Raw genomic sequence first — 18751 nt, 5'->3', positions numbered from 1 at the left:
CCTGTTTGAGTTGTGAAATGCTAGATGCTCAGATCCCTGACTTCTTCAAGAAGTCGGGGATCTTGTCCTCATTCGGTTATCGGTGAGAGAGGGCGGGTTTTGTTGTTCCGTTAGTGGTGAGGAGGGCGGGTTTTGTTGTTCCGTTATCGGTAAATAGCGGAATTTAGTCCCTAAACCCGCCCCTACAATTGTGCAAAACCCAGCCCCTACCGTGTCTAAAGGGAAACCAGACAATGGATTTAATCCCTAACTTTAGTTACTGAACTGACGCTCTAGATAGTCTCCCCAAAATTTCACTTTTCAAGACATCCTGCTGTTGATTGCTTTGAACAATCACGGCGACTTGATTATTAAATATCTCCATATATCGGCGATCGCGTTCATTAAAACTCGTCTTAAAATAATCAGGAACATCAAGACAATCAGCAGGGTGATCCTCCGGGAAATTCCCCCGTTTGCGCTTGTTGAGTAACTGCGTCACCCCCAATAATTCCCCATCGCGACTTAAAACAGGCATACAGAGTAAACTATAGGTGCGATATCCGGTTGCTAAATCCATTTGTTTGGCGTGTAATGCGCCATCATGGTCATACAAGTCATAGGGAATCATCATTAGCTTACCAGATGCTGCCACTTGACCCGCAAACCCCATACCAATTTCACAGCGAATTTCGCCAACACCAGCAAGTTCAGTCCATAAGTCACCGTGTTGACGGTTAACTAACCACAGGATACTGCGATCAGCATTGGTCAACCTTTGCGCCGCATCCATGACTTTTTGCAGAATTTCCTGAGATGTCCAATTCCCTTGACTAATCGAACTAATCGCTAACCATAACGCATCGATCGCTTGTCGCCCCTGAATGATCCGCATTTCTCGATAAAAGGATTGTACGCCTTCCAGAATCGGTAGAATTGAGGGGACAGATTGAGCCAGTTGCTTTTCATCGGCTTTGCTAAACCCTTTAGGGTCAATACGTTCAGATAATGGTGCGCCGCGATCGCTAGTAGGTTTGAGTTTATTAATTAATTCAATCAGTGCTACCACAGTCTGCTGCGAATTGACGATAGGATAGACTAAATAACTGTGAATCAGATAATCCTTAAACTGAGGAGTAGCGGTTTGAATTAACGTCGAGAGGCGGGGATGCTCCTGACTAATTCGATGTCGTATTGGTTTAGAGATAGAGGCTAACTCGCTTCCATCAGTAGCAAGCTGAACTTCTCTTAATTTTCCCGTTTCATGATCAACAATTAATGACCAAAACGCTTGGTTTTCGCTATTCAAGACAAAAATCGTAGTCTGTTCAGTATCCAGGGTCTTGGTCACGGATTTTGCAATAAAACTTAGCATGTTATGTATCACTTCATCGCTATGGTTGCCCACGGCTTGATTAAGCATCACCAGGGTATTGTGAACCCCTTCTTTAGGTTGAATTTGGGTAAATTGCTTTAAAGTTTCATGAGTCTTTGCATATTGCAAAATTACACCCACTCGCTCATTAAACACTTGCATGGACTGACAGTCATGCTCATCAAAACTGGCTTGAAATTGTTCGGGTGGTTGGGGCCAATCTTCATGTTTATAGAACGGAAAATTTCCGGGTTTACGTTTATTAACCAATTGGGTCACGCCAATTAATTCACCATCGGCGTTAAATACAGGCATACAGAGCAAACTACAGGTGCGATAACCTGTGGTGTGGTCAAATTTTCGAGAATTGGTTGCATCAGGATGATCGTAGAGGTCAAAGGGAATATTCAGGGGTTGACCTGTTTTAGCCACCTTACCCACAAATCCCACACCGACAGGAACTCGCATTTGGGTTAAGGAACCATCAGCTTGGAGAATTTTTGTCCATAAATCCTGGCGATCGCGATCCAAAAGCCATAAGGTACTGCGGTCAGCATTCATCAGTTTCTTCGCCGCATCCATGACTCGTGGGAGGATTTCTTGAATATCTAAACTACTCTTATCTAGGGAACGAGTGGCTTCTGCTAAAGCAGCGGTTGCTCGCAGTTTCTTTGTGGCACGATAACAGGATTGACAGCTTTCCAGAATTCGGCGAATTGCCGGAACAAATTCTGCTAGTTGCTTTTGATCCCGTTGACTAAAGCCGTGGCGATTGATTAACCAATTTCCTTGATTATTTGAGTTTTTGGGTCGCTTTAATTTATTGAGTAATTGAATGACAGCAATAACTTGCTGATTTTCTTTAATAATTGGCAATGCCAAGACATTATAAGTATAATAGTTATATTTTTCGTCATAAGCCTTCACCAATTCGGAGCGAGAATCTTGATAAACATTCGAGCGAATATTAATAGATTTTCGCGTTTTTGCCACTTGACCTGCAATTCCTTCCCCTAATCGTACCTGAATATCCAGAAATTCACTCCCTTCATTTTCAGCCACGACTGACCAAAGTTCAGTTTTGTCTTCATTGAGCAAAAAGATAGTCGCGCGATCGGCGCTGAGTAAATCACCAATGCGTAAGGTTACGTCTCGCAACACCTCATACAACGCCTGCACCGAATCTCTACCATCAGCAACACAAGCGAGTTGAGAGACTAACAGTTTCCGCTCCAGTTCAGCCAGAGTTTTCTGAAATTGCGAATATTGAGGTTCAGGTTCTAATGCCGCTAGATGTTTTTTTACCCAACTGGGGTTAAAAACTGACCGATAAATGCGATTGTGAACCTTTAAAATACTTCCTTGTTTGACCACTAATCCCGACAAGCGCAGTTCCATTTCTTCAGGACTATCATTATCAATAATTTCTCCGTATCGATTCGGGGAATTGCCGAAGTTTGATATCCCATGAATGGCAGAGGAATGAGACGAAGATAGAATTTTTTGGTAAAGTTTTAACAGGGAACGACTGCGTTGTTCATTTCGGAGTAAGCGATCGCGAATGGTGCGTAAATGTTCGGGTTCATCGTGGCTTTCCCAGTTTTCCAAAATGCGCGATCGCACCAGTTGCTCAACCCAGTTGGATTCTTGTCCTAGCGGTGGTGCATCCTCCGCTTCGACGATTAGCTTACAGAGTTTTTGGGTTAAAAAGGGCTGTCCCTGTGTCCAACTGAGTACCGCTTTTGTCAGTTCCTGGGAATTGGCAGATTTGACGGTTAACCCTTTAGTAATGGGTTCGGCTTCGTCTAAGCGAAACCCCGTAAGTTCAATGGCTTTTCCACAGTTGAAGGGAAGACTATAGGCTTGGGAACGAATTAAATCTGTTGGCGACGCCACACCTAAAATCGCAAACGTGAGGCGGTTATATTCCGGTTGATCGGCGCGATTATTGTGACAAGCGCGAATTAAACCAAAAAAGTCATTCACGGAAAAAGGCAAACGTAGAACACTGTCTACTTCATCGACAAAAATAATTATTTTTTTGCCAAGAAGTGACTCATGTCTGAGCAGGACATCTTTAATAAATCGCACCAATCCCTGTGTACTGGACAGAGTTTCATAGTTGCTCCACCAGCTATCAAAGTCGCCAATTTTCTCCAATAGATGAAAACTATCAGCTAGGGTATAGGTAATACTGCCATAAAATTCACTCGGCGTAATATCGGGACTAATAATTTCAGTTAAATCAATCGCAGCACAGGCAATTCCTTCTGACTGGAGTCGCGTCATGGTTTGCACACGCAAGCTAGACTTCCCCATCTGTCGAGAATTCAGGACATAACAAAAAAGTCCTGCTTTTAATGCCGTATAGAGAGCGCGATCGGCTTGTCGCCAGACGTAGGTGGGAGAATCAGCCGGGAGACTGCCACCAACTTTATATTCATACATGATAGGAGTTAAAGATAGCGAACCGTTGTGCTGTTGAGAGTAGAGTCCCTAGTACTCGCCCACAGTTCAAAGGTTCAAACTTTTCCCCATTGAGCTACTCTCTATTGTAATAGACTCTTAAATTAACAGTCTGTAAATGGTCGAGTAAGCTGTCACGCATTTAAATTGGGAATCCGTAGCGAGCAAGATGCTCGCACACCAATGATTTCGTCATTATTGACATTAAGGTTTAAATGCCAAACAGCTTAATTTGAATGGCGCTAACTTAAGGCTGGTGGGTTTCGACTTTGCTCAACCCACCCTACGGTATACAGTTATCTATCCCCTGCTCCAAAAACATCGTCGTCGATGAACAAACATAATAATGCACCAACAATAGCGATAACCCCTAACCAAGGGGATTGACTTGAGAGGGTGAGAATCAAGATAATAAGTTCGAGAAGGGTGTGGAAGCTTTTGAGGTTGTCCATGAGGTTGTTTGAATGGGCTACACCCTGATCAAAGCTTGCGGCTAATGGAGTTCAGGCGGGGAAAAGTTTTGAGCTGAGGTGAGTTATCACTGAGTTTTAATGGATTACTGACTTGTAGTTGAGTTGTACTGGAGTTGGGCTAAGTCTCTAGGAAAAACGGTTATAGTTTGAATATTCAGCAAAGTGGTAAGATTGGTGAAACTGACAAACAATCAAAGTTTTATCAATATTTAGCTTGCCCCTTTTTAGCTCAAGGGCTTTTCGACTGCCTACTGCTCACTCCCTACATCCTTCTTGATCATGTCTCGCTCACTTAGGGTTCATCCAGATTATGTTTCAACGGTAAAATCAGCCGTTAAGCGAAACGGCTATCCTCGCCAGAAAGACTTAGCTGAGGAGTTAATGATATCACTCTCAACCCTGGGGGCTTATCTCAATGGTCGAGCTGTAGATATCCTGAATTTTCAAGAAATTAGCGAACGATTGGGGCAGGATTGGAAAGTGATCGCGCTTTTTCCAGATACTCTTGATCATACCACCTCAGTCAACGGTGAGGAAGACGCAACCAGGGTAATCACAGACGACTTTGAGGACGAGTCACCCTTGATTTATGTCAAACGTCCTCCGATTGAAGAATCTTGCTATGAAACGCTAAAAAGTCCCGGTGCTTTGGTGAGGATAAAAGCCCCCAGTCTGATGGGGAAAACCTTACTCATGGCTAAAGTGCTGGATAGGCTTGCTCAAGATAGCTACCGAACGGCGTATTTAAATCTTCACTTAGCCAATCGCACGGATTTGACCAATGTAGATGAATTTTTTAAGTGGTTTTGTATCAGTGTTGGTCAAAGCTTAGGAATACCGAATCGGTTAGCGGAGTATTGGGATGAAGAGTTTTCCACGTCTAAAGTGGATTGCACCGAATATTTTGAGAAATATCTGTTGCCTCAAGCTGGTTCTCCAGTAGTTTTATGCTTAGATGAAGTAGACCGAGTGTTTCCTTACCGTGAAGTCGCCTCGGAATTTTTAGGATTACTCAGGGCATGGCACGAACGAGGCAAAGTGGAAAAGGTTTGGCAGCGGCTGCGGTTAGTAGTTGTCCATTCCACAGAAGTTTATATTCCCCTCAATATTAATGAATCTCCGTTTAATGTGGGACTGCCCCTTGAATTGCCGGAATTTACCCTATCCCAAGTCCAGGAATTAGCCCGACAACATGGACAGACTTGGAGTCAATCTTTAGTTGAGCAACTGATGGCAATGGTAGGAGGACATCCTTATTTAGTTGAGCAAGCTTTCTCCTACTATCAACTCAAGGGTAAGGGTTCGTTAGAATCACTACTGCAAACTGCCCCCACGGATGCGGGAATCTATGCCAATCACCTACGACATCTTTGGCGCATCCTGCAACAACATCCCGATTTAGCTAAAGCACTGCTGAAAGTGGTTGAAGCTGACTTTCCTGTGCGTCTGGAATCGCTGCAAGCTTATAAGTTATACAGCATGGGGTTGGTGAAAAAACAGGGAAATGAGGTGAGGTTAAGTTGTGATTTATATCGACAGTATTTTAGAGAGCATCTTGGAGAATTGTGATGAATACCAGCACCTATCAGGTTGGGGGATGTTTACCCCTTGATGCGAAGAGTTATGTCAAGCGTTCTGCCGATGAGGAACTCTACAAGCTATTGCAGGCTGGGGAATTTTGCTATGTGTTGAATTCTCGGCAGATGGGGAAATCTTCTCTGAAAGTGCAAACGATGAAACGGCTGCAAAAAGATGGGTTAGCCTGTGCATCGGTTGATATTACCGAGTTAGGAACCCAGCAGGTTACGCCAGAGAAGTGGTACGGCGGCTTAACTAAAACGCTGGTGAGTCGATTGGGGTTAGAGGGGAAGTTCTCATTTCGGACTTGGCGCGATGAACATAAGGATATTCCCCCAGTCCAGTTTTTTCGAGAGTTTATCGAAGAGGTATTGCTGACACAAATTACCGAACCGATTGTTATTTTTATTGATGAAATTGATAGTGTTCTGCAATTGGGGTTTAAGGATGACTTTTTTGCCCTCATTCGAGCCTGTTTCAACAATCGTGCCGAAAATAAAGCCTATAACCGCCTCAGTTTTGTGTTATTGGGAGTCGCCACACCAGGGGATTTGATTGAAGATAAAAACCGAACTCCGTTTAATATTGGACGGGCGATTGAGTTACATGGGTTTCAATGGCATGAAGTTGAGCCATTAGTTAAGGGGTTGGAGGGATGGGTTAGTCATCCAGAGGCGGTTATTCAAGAGATATTAAATTGGACAGGAGGACAGCCGTTTTTAACTCAAAAGCTTTGTCAGTTGGTTTGTAATTCTGGTCATGCTATTCCCGTTGGTGCTGAGAGGATGGGGATTGAGGAATTAGTGCGAGTCCATATTACTTCAGACTGGGAAAAGAACGATGAACCCGAACATCTGAAGACAATACGGAATCGCATTCTCTCGAATGAGCAGCGAGCGGCTTATTTGTTGGAATTGTATCAGCAGGTGTGGCAGCAGGGGGAAGTGATTGCGAATAACAGTTTTGAGGAGGGGAAGTTACAGTTATCGGGGTTGGTGGTGAAGCACAGAGAGGGAACGTCTCCAGTGCTTCAGGTTTACAATCGCATCTATTATGAAGTCTTTAATCAAGACTGGATTGAGCAAGAGTTAGCCGCATTACGACCTTATTCTGAAGCATTTAGAGCTTGGGTGGCGTCGGGATGCTTAGATGAATCGCGGTTGTTGCGAGGGAAGGCGTTGCAGGATGCTCAAGCTTGGGGGAAGGAGAAGAATTTAAGTTATTGGGATCAACAGTTTTTAGCCGCAAGTGAGAAGAAGGGAATAGAGGAGCAGATTGCAGCAGAGAAGAAAGAAGCGGAGTTAGAGAGGGAGAGGAAAGATAGGGAAGCAGCAGATAAAAGAAATCAGGTACTTACTGAGGCGAATCGGAAGGCAAAACGGCGGATTCAGATTGGCGTTGTCGTGTTAATTGTCTCGGTGTTGGGGGCGGTAATTTCAGGAATAATCGCCGGAAATAAGGTTATTGAAGCCAATTCTAAGGTTGAAAAGGCAAACTCTCAGGTAGCCGAAGCGAACCAAAGAGCAACAGAAGCTCAGAAACGAGAAGAACAAGCGATAAAAAATGAGAAACTGATGCAGAAAAGTGCTGAAGATGCAGCACAGAAAGTGGAAGCCTCACAGACAGCTTTAGCCGAAGCGAACGAAAACCTGGAAGGTTCCCGTCAAAAGTTCCAACAGTTAGAGAAACGAGCTCAACAAGCCGCTCAAGAAAGTCTACAGGCTCAAAAAAAGCTAGGAGAAGCTCAGAATCGGGTTAAAGCAGCCAAACAGAATATTCAACAGTTAAATCAAGCTGGAAAGCAGAAAGCAGAGGAACTGAGGATAGCACAAAAGGAGCAAAGGGAAGCAAACAATAATTTAGCGATTGTCAAAAAAAAATATGAACAAAGTCAAGCCTCCTTAGACAAGGTTGAAACAGAAATTGAGACGGTATCCCTATTATCCAAACTAGCGGCAGAATTGCACAACAATGGACTCTCTGATGATGCTCAAGAAGCTTGGAGTCAAGCGAGTCAAGCGACTAACGAAGTCTTGGAAAAAGAGGAAACTCGGGAGCTAAAGCAAGCCATGCTGCAAGCCTCTATTTCTTTAGCTTCTTTGCAACTGAGTAAAAAATATCAGGAATTGGATCAGTCTAAAAAAGCGCGAGAATATCGGATTAAAGCTCAACGAGCGATTGAACAAAGTCAGAAGTTATTACCGTCAACAATTACTAGAGAGAGCCTTGCACAATGGTCAATTCGTGTCCATGTCCAGCGAGTGCAGGGCAGTTGGTATCAGGAAAAGGGAGAAAGGCAAAAGGCAATAGAGGCGTATCGGCAAGCCTTTAACTGGCTGGAGGTGGCTTGGAAACAATTACCAAATGTTGATATAGACACTGAGATTCCTATCCCGCAGTATCTTCCGCAGAAACAACCGATTCTTTCTGCTAATGCTATTGAAAACTTACACAGTGAATTCATGGCATTGCTGGAAAAAGCAGGTCAAGATAATTTCCAGATAAAAGAATCGCTTAAACGCCACTTTCTAGCACAAATCAACTTTTTAATGGAATCAGGAAACTGGAAAGAGGCTGATCAAAAAAGCTTTGATTTAATTATTTTTGCTAGCCCGACTGAAGAAGAGTTTAATTTCTTAGATAATCTCTCTTGTCGAGATTTGAATACTATAGATAGGCTTTGGAGAAAACGATCAAATGAGAAGTTTGGCTTCAGTGTGCAAAAGTCTATTTTAGATCAATTTGCATCGCAGCCTGGTCATTATCGTTTAAATGAGATCGACTGGGCTGGGTATTATGAAAAGATAGAATGGAGGAGGGAAGGCAGTCCTATTAAATATGAGGAAGGTGTATTTAATCCCAATGAAGCCGTGGAAGGACATCTCCCGGCGACGGGAAGTTATTATTGGGGTGTAGGACTCGCGGGGGAGCAAGGAGCCGTTTATTATCTCTCGCGGCGACTTGTAGAATGTAACACGTTCCCCCCTGTCCCCTCTCCCTCAGATTCACTTGACCAATTTCTCCCTCCACGTAACACACTCCCTCCTCCCTCAGATTCAATTGGTACTCCCCCTTCAATTGGCACACTCTTCCGTCCCTCAGATTCAATTGGCACACTCTTCCGTCCCTCAGATTCAATAGTTGCTCAAACTGCTAACCCCGGTCTAGGGAGTTCTTTTAGAGAGTGGTGTCTCCAACAAACCAGTTTGTCAACTCCTTTAAGAAAAACAGTTGAAGTACTGTTAGAAAAAGCAGGCACAAGTAATTGTTCTCAAGCTGATGAAATTCTATCGAGTCTGACTGAGCTTCACCTCGCATCTAACCAAATAAAAGATGTCAGTCCTCTCTCTGGACTTACCAATCTAAGGTCACTTGACCTCAGCGTTAACATAATAAAAGATGTCAGTCCTCTCTCTGGACTTACCAATCTGACTGAGCTGTTTCTCAATGATAACCAAATAAAAGATGTCAGTTCTCTCTCTAAACTTATCAATCTAGAGTCACTTTTACTCAGTGGCAATCCCATCCCACAGCAAATTTGTCCTGTCATTCCTCCAGATGTTTGCTCTTTTTGAAACTAACAGCTAAACGCTTGGCAAGGTCAACAATATCGTCTTTCCGAGCAATTTGGTCGAGCCAGTCTTGGGGAATTGCTTCGACACCATAATATAGTCCTGCTAATCCTCCGGTAACTGCTGCTGTGGTATCCGTATCACTGCCTAAATTAACGGCTTTTAACACAGATTGGGAATAGGATGTACTGGTTGAAAAACACCACAATGCTGCTTCCAAGGTATGAACAACATAGCTTCCCGATTGAATTGCCTCCATAGGCAACTGGGCAATTTCTCCATTGAAGACTCTGGCAAAGTTATCCAGTTCTGAGGTGTAGGGGGGTTGATTGTAGAGTTTTTGAATCCGTTTAATTCCTTTAAAATAAGCCGTTGCTGGATCATCCCCCTCTAGTAATCGAATCGCTATACTAATATAAATCCCACATGCCATCTGAGAACGGAGATGGGCATGAGTAATACTAGAAACCTGATGAACTCTCTGAATTAAATCTGGAAACTCTAGGAATTTATAATAAAAAGCCATGGGTAAAATTCGCATCAATGACCCATTGCCATTACTCCGTTCATCCCTACCCCCTGAGTCCAAGGGTGAAACATGATCCCAACGCAGGCGACGCAGGGCGGCTGCTGTGGTCATGCCAATATCGAATACAATACCGTGAGGCGTCCAATAGTCTTGATCATGCCAACGACAAAAGGATTCGGCGATCGCGTCGAGGGAAAATCCCTGACAGAGGCTTTCGGCTAAACAGAAGGTGAGAGAACTGTCATCAGACCAAGTTCCTGGGGGCTGATTATAGGTTCCATAGCCCTGCATCGTCGTAACAGGCGATCGCAGGCGTTCCTCCCTAGTGGTAAATTCCACAGGTACACCCAACGCATCGCCCACACAGACTCCCAGGAGTCCGGCGAGGACTTGAGATTGGCGGGTTTCCATGAACAATTTCTCCCCACTTGAGACAGCAAAAAAAGGTGGGCATAGCCCACCCGAAAACGATGACAAATAACAAATGATCCTTTACCAGCTTAACGGGTATTGTGCGACTCAAAATTGAACGCTTCCGAATCCAACGATTCGCGATCGCCAACCATGGATCGAATCCCCTCAATCGTAGCCGGAATCGCACGGGGGTCCATAAACATTACCTTGCTACTATCGCTACTGCCAATCTCTTTACCCATGTCCAGATAATTCTGTGCCAGTAAGAACTGTAGGGCATCACGGGCAACGGGATCACTCTTGAGTGTCTTCGCCACAATTTGCAGCGCCTCAGAGGTAGCTTGCGCCTTGAGAACGGACTGCTGGCGTTCGGCTTGGGCTTTGAGGACAATCGCCTTTTGTTGCGCCTCTGCGTCTAAAATCGCCGCCTTTTGTCGCGCTTCTGCATCTAGCACCTGGGCTTCCGCGTTCCCTCTGGCACTATTCACTGCTGATTCCCGTTCCCCTTCGGAAGTGAGAATTGCCGCCCGTTTGCGCCGTTCGGCTGACATCTGCAACTCCATCGAGTCTTGTACCGCCTTGGACGGCACAATATCCCGCAATTCCACCCGTGTCACTTTCACGCCCCAAGGATCAGTGGCAATATCCAATTCCCGCAGCAAGGTTTCATTCACTTCAGAACGCGCCGTAAAGGTTTGATCCAGTTCCAGTTTGCCCATTTCTGAACGAATCTGAGTCAGCACTAAATTCACCATGGCTGCTTGCAGATCTTCTACCTTGTAGTAAGCTTTTTCCATATCCATGATCCGCCAATAGACCACGGCGTCCACGCTGATGGAAACATTATCGCAAGTGATGCATTTTTGGGGAGGAATGTCAAGAACTTTTTCCCGAATCGTTTCCTTGAATACGACGCGATCCAGAACCGGAACCATAATATTCAAGCCAGGTTCCAGCTTTTTGCCACTGTATTTCCCCAATCGCTCAACCAAAGCTTCATTCCCTTGATTGACAATCTTAATGGAGCTAGCAATTCCGGAACCGCCAAGCACCAAAATAATGAGCCAAGCGAATGGATTCATGGTATTACCTCCTAGAATTTTGATAATATGCCACCCGTCAAGAGTAGCCAGAGTATTTCAAACGAAAAATTTAGTGTAAGAGAGTCTGGGGAACCACAATGAGTGTGTTCCCTTGACGGCGGACAACATAAACATTTTGATTAGGTGCGATCGCCGCCGTTTCATCATCACAACGCGCTTGCCAGGAATTGCCTTCATAGAGGATGCGTCCCGTTTCTCCGGGAGGAATTTCGGTCAGGGTTCGAGCTTCCACGGCATCGAGACGTCTAGCTATTTTGGCGGCTGGGAGAATGCGACGAGATGCGATAACCAGCGCCGTCGATAGCACCAACCATAGCACCACTTGTACCGGAAACAGGGGAATAATTAACGCCACCATCGCCACGACTAAAGCACTAATTCCCATGGTAAAGGCAACAAACGCCGTCGGCACGAATAGCTCCACCAGACAAAGCATTGATCCTGCCAGGAGCCAGAGTAGGGAAGGATTGAGTGACATATAAAAATCCAGTGTATCCTGGGTTGAAAGGATTTTGTTCTTCTAGTTTAGTTTGCCACTGTGCCATTCTTGGGAAGCAATGTAGAGACGTGCCATGGCACGTCTGGGAGGTGGGGAAGCAACAGCTTGTGAAAATTGGTCAATAACAACGGACAAACTATAGACACAGCGCCGTGTTTTGATTATGCTTATTAATTCGAGGGGAATGACACAGAATTCAATTCTGAATTGGCAAGCTTGGTATTGAAATACTCCAGTTGCCCATTCATTCCCAAATTATTTTTTAAGATTTATGAGTACTGATCAGCCGCAAACTAATCGTTATCTGTGGGCAGTAGGTGCAACGGCTGCGTCGATCCCGGTGGGGGAAATGGTTGCCGAACGGTATCAAGTCGTCGCGCCCCAAATTTGGCTGGATCTGCACCCAGAGGAGTTACCCCAGGCTCCCGATCGCATAAGTGGAATGTTTCTCCCCTATCTACGCCTATATCCCCATCGTTTGCACGTTCCAGAGGTTTATGGGGTTTGTTCCGGGGTAGACTCTCAATCGACTACGCCGATTATTTTGCTGGAAAATGTCCCAATTGACAACAACGGCGAACTCTATCCGGCGATTACTTCACAATGGTCAAAAGCCTCCCCTGTACGTCAGATCTATTGGTTATGGCAAATTTTAGAGTTATGGCAACCGTTAGTTGAATTAGGCGTAGCCGCCACCCTGGTTGATCCCGAACAGATGCGAGTCGAAGGCTGGCGGGTGCGACTGCGGGAACTGGTTAGGAATGAAACGACGGATTCTGATCCCGCACCTGTCCCCCTGTCAGTCAGAGGTAAAAAAACCGACTCATCAACCAGTGCGTCTGGAGGTACAACAACCCTACCCCACTCCCGAACTCAGGCAAGTCTGCAACAGCTAGGAAAATGTTGGGAATCTTGGTGTCGCACAGCATCCGTGGCGGTAGCGGATCAACTGCGAGATATCGCCCAGCAAATGCAAACGCCTAACCCCTCCTTTGAGGCAATTGCCGTTCAGCTTAATCAGCTTCTGTTGGCTCAATCTTCGCGACAACCCCTACGTTTAGAAGTAGCTGGACTCACGGATATCGGTCCCTTACATGACCACAATGAGGATAGCTGCTATCCCCTGCAATCGGATTTGACCGCCGAACCTGATCCCCTGATTTCCCATCTCTCCCTCGTCTGTGATGGGATTGGCGGACATGAAGGCGGCGAAGTCGCTAGCCATATCGCCATGCAGTCGGTGAAAATTCAGGTGCGGGCGTTACTAGCTGAGTTACTCGAAGATCCGGAACTGATGAGTCCGGATTTAGTGGCACAACAACTATCGGCAATTGTTCGAGTTGTCAATAATCTTATTGCCTCCAAGAACGACCAACAAGAACGAGAATCCCGGCGGCGTATGGGTACAACTTTAACCCTAGCCCTACAATTGCCGCAAACGGTGATTCAATCGGATAGCGAAGGCAATAGTCACGAACTCTACATTGCCAGTGTCGGGGATAGTCGTGCCTACTGGATCACTCCCGACTACTGCCAACAGCTTACTGTCGATGATGATGTGGCAACGCGGGAAGTCAGGATGGGTCGAAGTTTTTACCGTCATGCCTTACAGCGCCCAGATTCTGGCGCATTGACCCAAGCCGTAGGAACCAAGGATGCAGAGTCTCTTTATCCCCATGTACGCCGCTTGATTTTAGAGGAAGATGGTTTATTGTTGCTCTGTTCCGATGGGGTAAGTGATAACAATTTGATCGAGTCTGTTTATGCGGATTTTGCCAAAGATGTGTTCAGTGGCAAGCTATCTCTAGAAGCAGCAGTACAGTTTCTGGTTGATCAGGCAAATCAACGGAATGGTTATGATAATGCTTCCGTTGTTCTCACCTATTGTGGTGTTTCTCCACAATATCCAGTGGTGTTGAATCTGGAAGGATTACAACTGGAAAATAATGCCCAGACTATCGAGTTAGAGACTCAATTGCCAACCACAGAGGAACCTGTTGGTGAGGAAGACGAGGAAATGTCCGAACCTATAGATGTTGAAGTCGCATCCTCTAGTCAGGATTGGTTCAAGATCATCATCGGAGTTTTTGGGATACTGTTGATTATCCTCTCGGCGGGCGCTGCTGTGTTTATTGCCCAGTGGCTACTCAATCCCCAAGCATTCAAACAAATGCGCGATCGCTTTTCGCCTCCTCAACCGATAGAACAGCCTGAGTCTATCCCTGATTCACCACCTGAATTAGAGGATTAAGATACAGGGTGTAGCGACAATGGTGCGTTACGCTACGCTAACGCACTCTACAGATAGATCCTATGCATTAGTCTATGAACAATGAACGGTAAACAATCAACACAAATAACTTTTTCTAACATCTCGTTACCAAAATGGTTACGGGGACATATTAAAGAGTGAGGGATTTTAGAATCGAAGGTAAAGCTAAAACTCCTCATGCCAAATATCGTGGGACTTAGAAAGTTCCACGGTTTTTTATGACGGCTTGCTGAAATGGTACGTTATGGTTCCTATGAAAAATGACAAATGACGAATGACAAATGACTTCATTAATTTGCCCTCTCCCACAACCGTTGAATTTCAGTTAACACTTGCTTATCCGGGGGTGGAATCACGTTTCCAGGGGGATTTATCTCAGCACCTGGAATAGTCTGAGACCAAGGACTATTGGCAACGGTTTGTAAATCAACGGTATTATTAACGGGACGGAAACCGTACTGCACAAACACTTCCTGTTGGGGCGCTTGAGTCAGAAACTCTAAAAATTGTTGGGCAGCTTTTGCCTTACCTTCATTCACATTACGTCGTACAATGGCTGCGGTAGATACCGTTTCAATTGTCGGATCAAGGTAATAAATTTGGTAGGGTTTGCCTTGATTCGCGGCTGATTGCTGCCAACGATAAAGGGCAATACTTTCATACACGGTCGCCACATCTGCATCATTAGGACCCCGACTGATAAATTCTTGTAGTAATATGTCAGTTGAACGGGGCGGCTGATAGACGGAACGCTTAATTAAACTAAATAAAGAATTAATTTCAGGATTGTTTAATGCAGCGCTGCTGAGTAGACGTCCGCCTAATTTAGACTGCGCCCATAGTCCTAACGTTACCTGACCACTATTAGAACGGGTAGGATCTGTAATCACAAAATCAAAACTCCCCCAATCGTTATTCCCGCCAATTTCTTCCCAGTTTCCTGCTTGCATGGCTTGTTCAACCCGTTGCCATTGGAAACGCCCGTTGGGAAACAGAATAGTGCCACGTTGAGTCCAAGCCACACCCACAAGGATCGTTTTGGCAATAGGTTGAGGCGTATTGTAGAAAGGTTCACCATTCTGTTGCGCCTGAATGCGATCGCGTAATTCCTGTACAATCTCGCTACTGGCGGGAATGAGTACCGTAGGCTGGAAGTCGTTCTGGTTATCAATATAGTTATTTACCATATCCTGGGAACCTTGAAACTTGAGTTCTAAGTCAATTCCCGGATTTTCTTCTTCAAACTTGGCTTCTAGACTTTGCAGGGGTTCAGCCAGTTCAGTTCCACTAACCACCACAACAGTCTGGTTGAATCCAGGTAAAGGGGCATAAGTTAAACCTAAAGATACCAGGATAATGCCAATGGAGGTTAACAGCCGGGTTGGGTTTTGAGATTGACGAGTTTTGGTTGCCATTGTTCTGGTGTACTTGGATTATTTTGTTACCAATAGATCGAAACTCTCTTCTAAACTATGAAGTTCTTCACTCAAGGAACGGAGTTCTCTGGCTTGTTCGGAGTCATTTAAATCGGCAGTTCTTAGCTTATTTTGGAGTTGCTGTAACACCCCAGCTGCATCAGCAATCATAGTCGAAAGGCTGGTAACTTGTGCTTGACGCGCATCTTGTCCCTGACGCGCTAACTGGAGATTACGCTGCAAGCTTTCTGTAAGTTTATTAAGTTGGTCTTTAGCAACACCACTCGCTTGGGTTTGTTTGTGATTGACCTGTTCGAGTTGCTGTTGTAAATCACTGACGGATAGTAGGGAATCAGCCCCCTGAAAGCGTTGAGTCAACTGGTCAACTTTAGCAGGTAATTCAGAGGCGCGATCGCACGCATACTGAACGGCGGCGAGTAACTCGACTTCTAAGCCATCGCTTAAGAGTTTAGTGGCTTCTGATCGCAATATCTCTGCTTTCCCTGCTAACGTCTGGGCTTGCTGTTTGACCAATTGCAGTTCCCGCGCCAGTTCCGGGTTCTCTAGATTCAACGTTTCCGGTTCTTTCGATTTGAGTGCGATCGCGCCGCCTGTGGCAATAACGGCGGCAAAGGGTAACATGACCACACTGGATAAGTTAGCCAGACGAACGCCGACAACAAGAACAATTCCGCCAGCGAGTACAGCTAAAGGGTAGTTAAGTGGATTTGCCAGTTTCATAAGGTTTGAGTTTTGAGTATGTAGGGGCGGGTTTAGGGACTAATGTTGATTCTTTTCCCTAGCTTGGCTACAAAACCCGCCCTTTACTTACTTGACGAATGACCAATGAAATAATACCAATGACCCATTAGAATTCAACCTGTAAATCATCCATAACCGTCGCAATCGTTTCGGGATCTCCTTTACGGTAATAGCCTGCATTCAGGTCAGCAATTGCCTTCAGCGCCTCCGGATCAAAATCACCTTCCTTACCATAACCAATGGTAAAAAATGCAATTCGCTGATCACTATTAAACCCACTTTGTTGCAATTCTTGTTCTAGTTGATTCAGATTAATCTGAGACCCCGAATCTTCCCCATCGGTGAGAATTAGCACCGCATTAATCGCATCCGGGCGAGGATTGTCTTGTAACCAGTTACGGGCATAAAGTGCCGCATCATAGAGTTTAGTCCCTCCATAAGCTTGAAGACCACTAATAAACTCCAAACCACGATTCCGTCCGGCATCGGTTCCCTCGACCAACACAGGTTGGCTGATTTCATCATTAAAATCAATCAGGGCAATCTTATCTTTAGATCCGAGGCTGTTAATGTAGTTCTGCAGTGTATTCTGTACAGCAGGTAATTTATTTCCTTGCATCGAACCCGATGTATCCACTACCACAACCACCTGGGAGGGTTTCTTTGCCACCTCTTGCCAGGAGGTTAACATTGCCTCAACAACTTCGGGTTGCGGGGGACGATAGGAATCATATTTCGCTTGGGGATTCACACCAAACTCTGGAATAAACTTCGGTCCTAAAGCGACGCCTGGGGTTCCCGGACGCAAACCCAGTTCCGTGGCAATTTGTTGGGCTTCAGGCGATTGTAAATAAGTAACAACCTTCTCGGCGGCGGCTTTTTCTTCCTCACTCACCCAAGGCGCATTGGGGATAATCGCCCGCATATTTGAGGTAAAGGTGGCGTTGGGATAAACGGCTTGGTAACGGGGTTGATTCGGTTGGGGGTTCGCATTTGCCGCAATCACTGAAGACTCATAAACTGAACCCACAGATGCCCAAAACGGTCCATTTTGCACCATGGCTTCCGCTAGAGAATCAGTGGAAACGCCATACCGAGTAATTTTGCTTTGGATTTGCTGAACTTGGGATTCATAGTTCTTAACATCTTCCGCCGTTAAATTTTCGGGACGCTTCCCCGAAACCGCCGCATATTGGGCGACTAAGGTTTGTAAGCCAGAATTAGAACGGGTGGGTGCGGTATGGACGTAGTGAACGGCTAAGGGGGGACTGGCAGGGTCAATATCTTGATGGGTTTCAGCCGTGACTAGGGCTTTGAACGGATTAGCTGTGTTCTTCAATCCTGTTGCAACATCCTCCTGTGCCATAAAGACCATCGGACTATTTGCCAGCAGGGGGGAGTCGGGAATCTCTGGAATGTAGTTTTGTCCGGGAAATAGCTGATTCATCCGGTAGATTAACTGACTTTGATAAATCTCGCCATCAACGGAAATCAAGGTGGGCAATTCCGCAGACTCGGCTTCCAGAGTGCCATTTTTGAGTTGTTCGGCTTGAGAAACCAAGCTAGTAACAATATCGCCACTCCCCATCGATTCACAAGTTAGGCGGATGGCGGTGCCATTATCAAGTTGGGGCTGTTGTTGATTGAAGTTTTCCGCCGCTTGGTTGCAGAAGTCTCCCAAGGCGCTACCTGCTAGGAATTTAATGGTGAGACCACTGAAATTGTCTGGATTCGTGTTACTCCCGTTACAAGCGCTGAGGAGTAGAAGGCTGAGGACAGCCGTAAGGCGAGTGATTAATGGGCGAGGTTGCAGATGCATAGAAGCCTCTACATCAATGACTAGGTATTATAACTCTAGTGTAGGCGATCGCGTCTCTTTGAAGATTAAAATAGAGAGTCCGTAGTCAGGGCTTTAGCCCTAGATCGTTAAGAGAAAGTTATCAAAAATTTCATTGCCCTGGTGAGGAGGAAGTCACAGCTACATAAACAAAGTCCGCCTGCGCGGACTAAATTATACAGAGGATAGTCAAACCAGATTGAGTATCCTCAATCAGGGCGGGTTTTGTTGTTCAGTTATTAATAAAAAGTTAGCTGGAATGGCTAAACCCGCCCCTACAATTAACAGGCTTTGCCCGATTTGGTATTGGACAGTACCAGGTAATTGCCCTTTAGCTCAAGAGTATATAGGATAAAATTGTCACAATGAGCGCCAGCCTTCTGGAAGATTACTTTAGTTCAGGGCATAATGAGCGTGACTCCATTATTTGGGTCATGACACCTTTGAATGTGTGCTTTTATCCATAACGTTAGAAAT

General features: G+C 45.4%; 10 protein-coding genes. 3 read left to right on the top strand and 7 right to left on the bottom strand.

Annotation, left to right across the window (positions count from 1 at the left end):
- Positions 1-256: 256 nt before the first annotated feature.
- Complete coding sequence (locus RID53_RS02705; protein WP_446386654.1) at positions 257-3802, bottom strand: GAF domain-containing protein; 3546 nt, start codon at positions 3800-3802, stop codon at positions 257-259.
- A 770-nt stretch (positions 3803-4572) separates the two neighbouring features.
- On the opposite strand from RID53_RS02705, the gene RID53_RS02700 reads away from it, so the two are divergent.
- Positions 4573-5862 carry an AAA-like domain-containing protein gene (locus tag RID53_RS02700; RefSeq protein ID WP_446386653.1) on the top strand — a complete coding sequence of 430 codons (1290 nt, stop codon included), beginning with the start codon at positions 4573-4575 and terminating at the stop codon, positions 5860-5862.
- On the top strand, positions 5862-9446 hold the full coding sequence (locus tag RID53_RS02695) for an AAA-like domain-containing protein (protein ID WP_446386652.1): 3585 nt from the start codon (positions 5862-5864) through the stop codon (positions 9444-9446). Before RID53_RS02700 ends, RID53_RS02695 begins: the two co-directional genes overlap by 1 nt.
- On the opposite strand, the gene RID53_RS02690 is transcribed toward RID53_RS02695, so the two are convergent.
- The 3 genes from RID53_RS02690 to RID53_RS02680 all read right to left on the bottom strand — a co-directional run bounded on the left by RID53_RS02690 (position 9418) and on the right by RID53_RS02680 (position 11967).
- Positions 9418-10383, bottom strand: a complete 966-nt coding sequence (locus RID53_RS02690; RefSeq protein WP_446386651.1) for an ADP-ribosylglycohydrolase family protein — start codon at positions 10381-10383, stop codon at positions 9418-9420. The two genes, RID53_RS02695 and RID53_RS02690, sit on opposite strands and share 29 nt — an antisense overlap.
- Before the next feature lie 89 nt (positions 10384-10472).
- Positions 10473-11468, bottom strand: coding sequence for an SPFH domain-containing protein (locus tag RID53_RS02685; RefSeq protein ID WP_446386650.1), 996 nt, complete (start codon positions 11466-11468; stop codon positions 10473-10475).
- Positions 11469-11538: 70 nt separating this feature from the next.
- Positions 11539-11967: an NfeD family protein gene (locus RID53_RS02680; RefSeq protein ID WP_446386649.1), complete on the bottom strand. Its 429-nt coding sequence runs from the start codon at positions 11965-11967 to the stop codon at positions 11539-11541.
- 292 nt (positions 11968-12259) lie between these two features.
- Here RID53_RS02680 and RID53_RS02675 point away from each other — a divergent pair, with 292 nt between their 5' ends.
- A complete protein-coding gene (locus tag RID53_RS02675; RefSeq protein WP_446386648.1) occupies positions 12260-14239 on the top strand; it encodes a PP2C family protein-serine/threonine phosphatase in 1980 nt (659 codons plus the stop codon).
- Between the two features lie 311 nt (positions 14240-14550).
- Here the strand turns inward: RID53_RS02675 and RID53_RS02670 are convergent, their stop codons facing one another.
- The 3 genes from RID53_RS02670 to RID53_RS02660 all read right to left on the bottom strand — a co-directional run bounded on the left by RID53_RS02670 (position 14551) and on the right by RID53_RS02660 (position 18256).
- Entirely contained in the window at positions 14551-15675 is a 1125-nt protein-coding gene (locus tag RID53_RS02670; RefSeq protein ID WP_446386647.1) for a substrate-binding domain-containing protein, read from the bottom strand.
- Between the two features lie 18 nt (positions 15676-15693).
- Positions 15694-16416 (bottom strand): hypothetical protein, encoded by a 723-nt coding sequence (locus RID53_RS02665; RefSeq protein ID WP_006100657.1) that lies wholly within the window; start codon positions 16414-16416, stop codon positions 15694-15696.
- A 127-nt stretch (positions 16417-16543) separates the two neighbouring features.
- Positions 16544-18256, bottom strand: a complete 1713-nt coding sequence (locus tag RID53_RS02660) for an extracellular solute-binding protein (protein WP_446386646.1) — start codon at positions 18254-18256, stop codon at positions 16544-16546.
- Positions 18257-18751 lie beyond the last annotated feature (495 nt).

The organism is Coleofasciculus sp. B1-GNL1-01 (assembly GCF_040220235.1).
Lineage (GTDB): Bacteria > Cyanobacteriota > Cyanobacteriia > Cyanobacteriales > Coleofasciculaceae > Coleofasciculus.
This window is presented reverse-complemented; position numbering and strand designations above follow the sequence as displayed.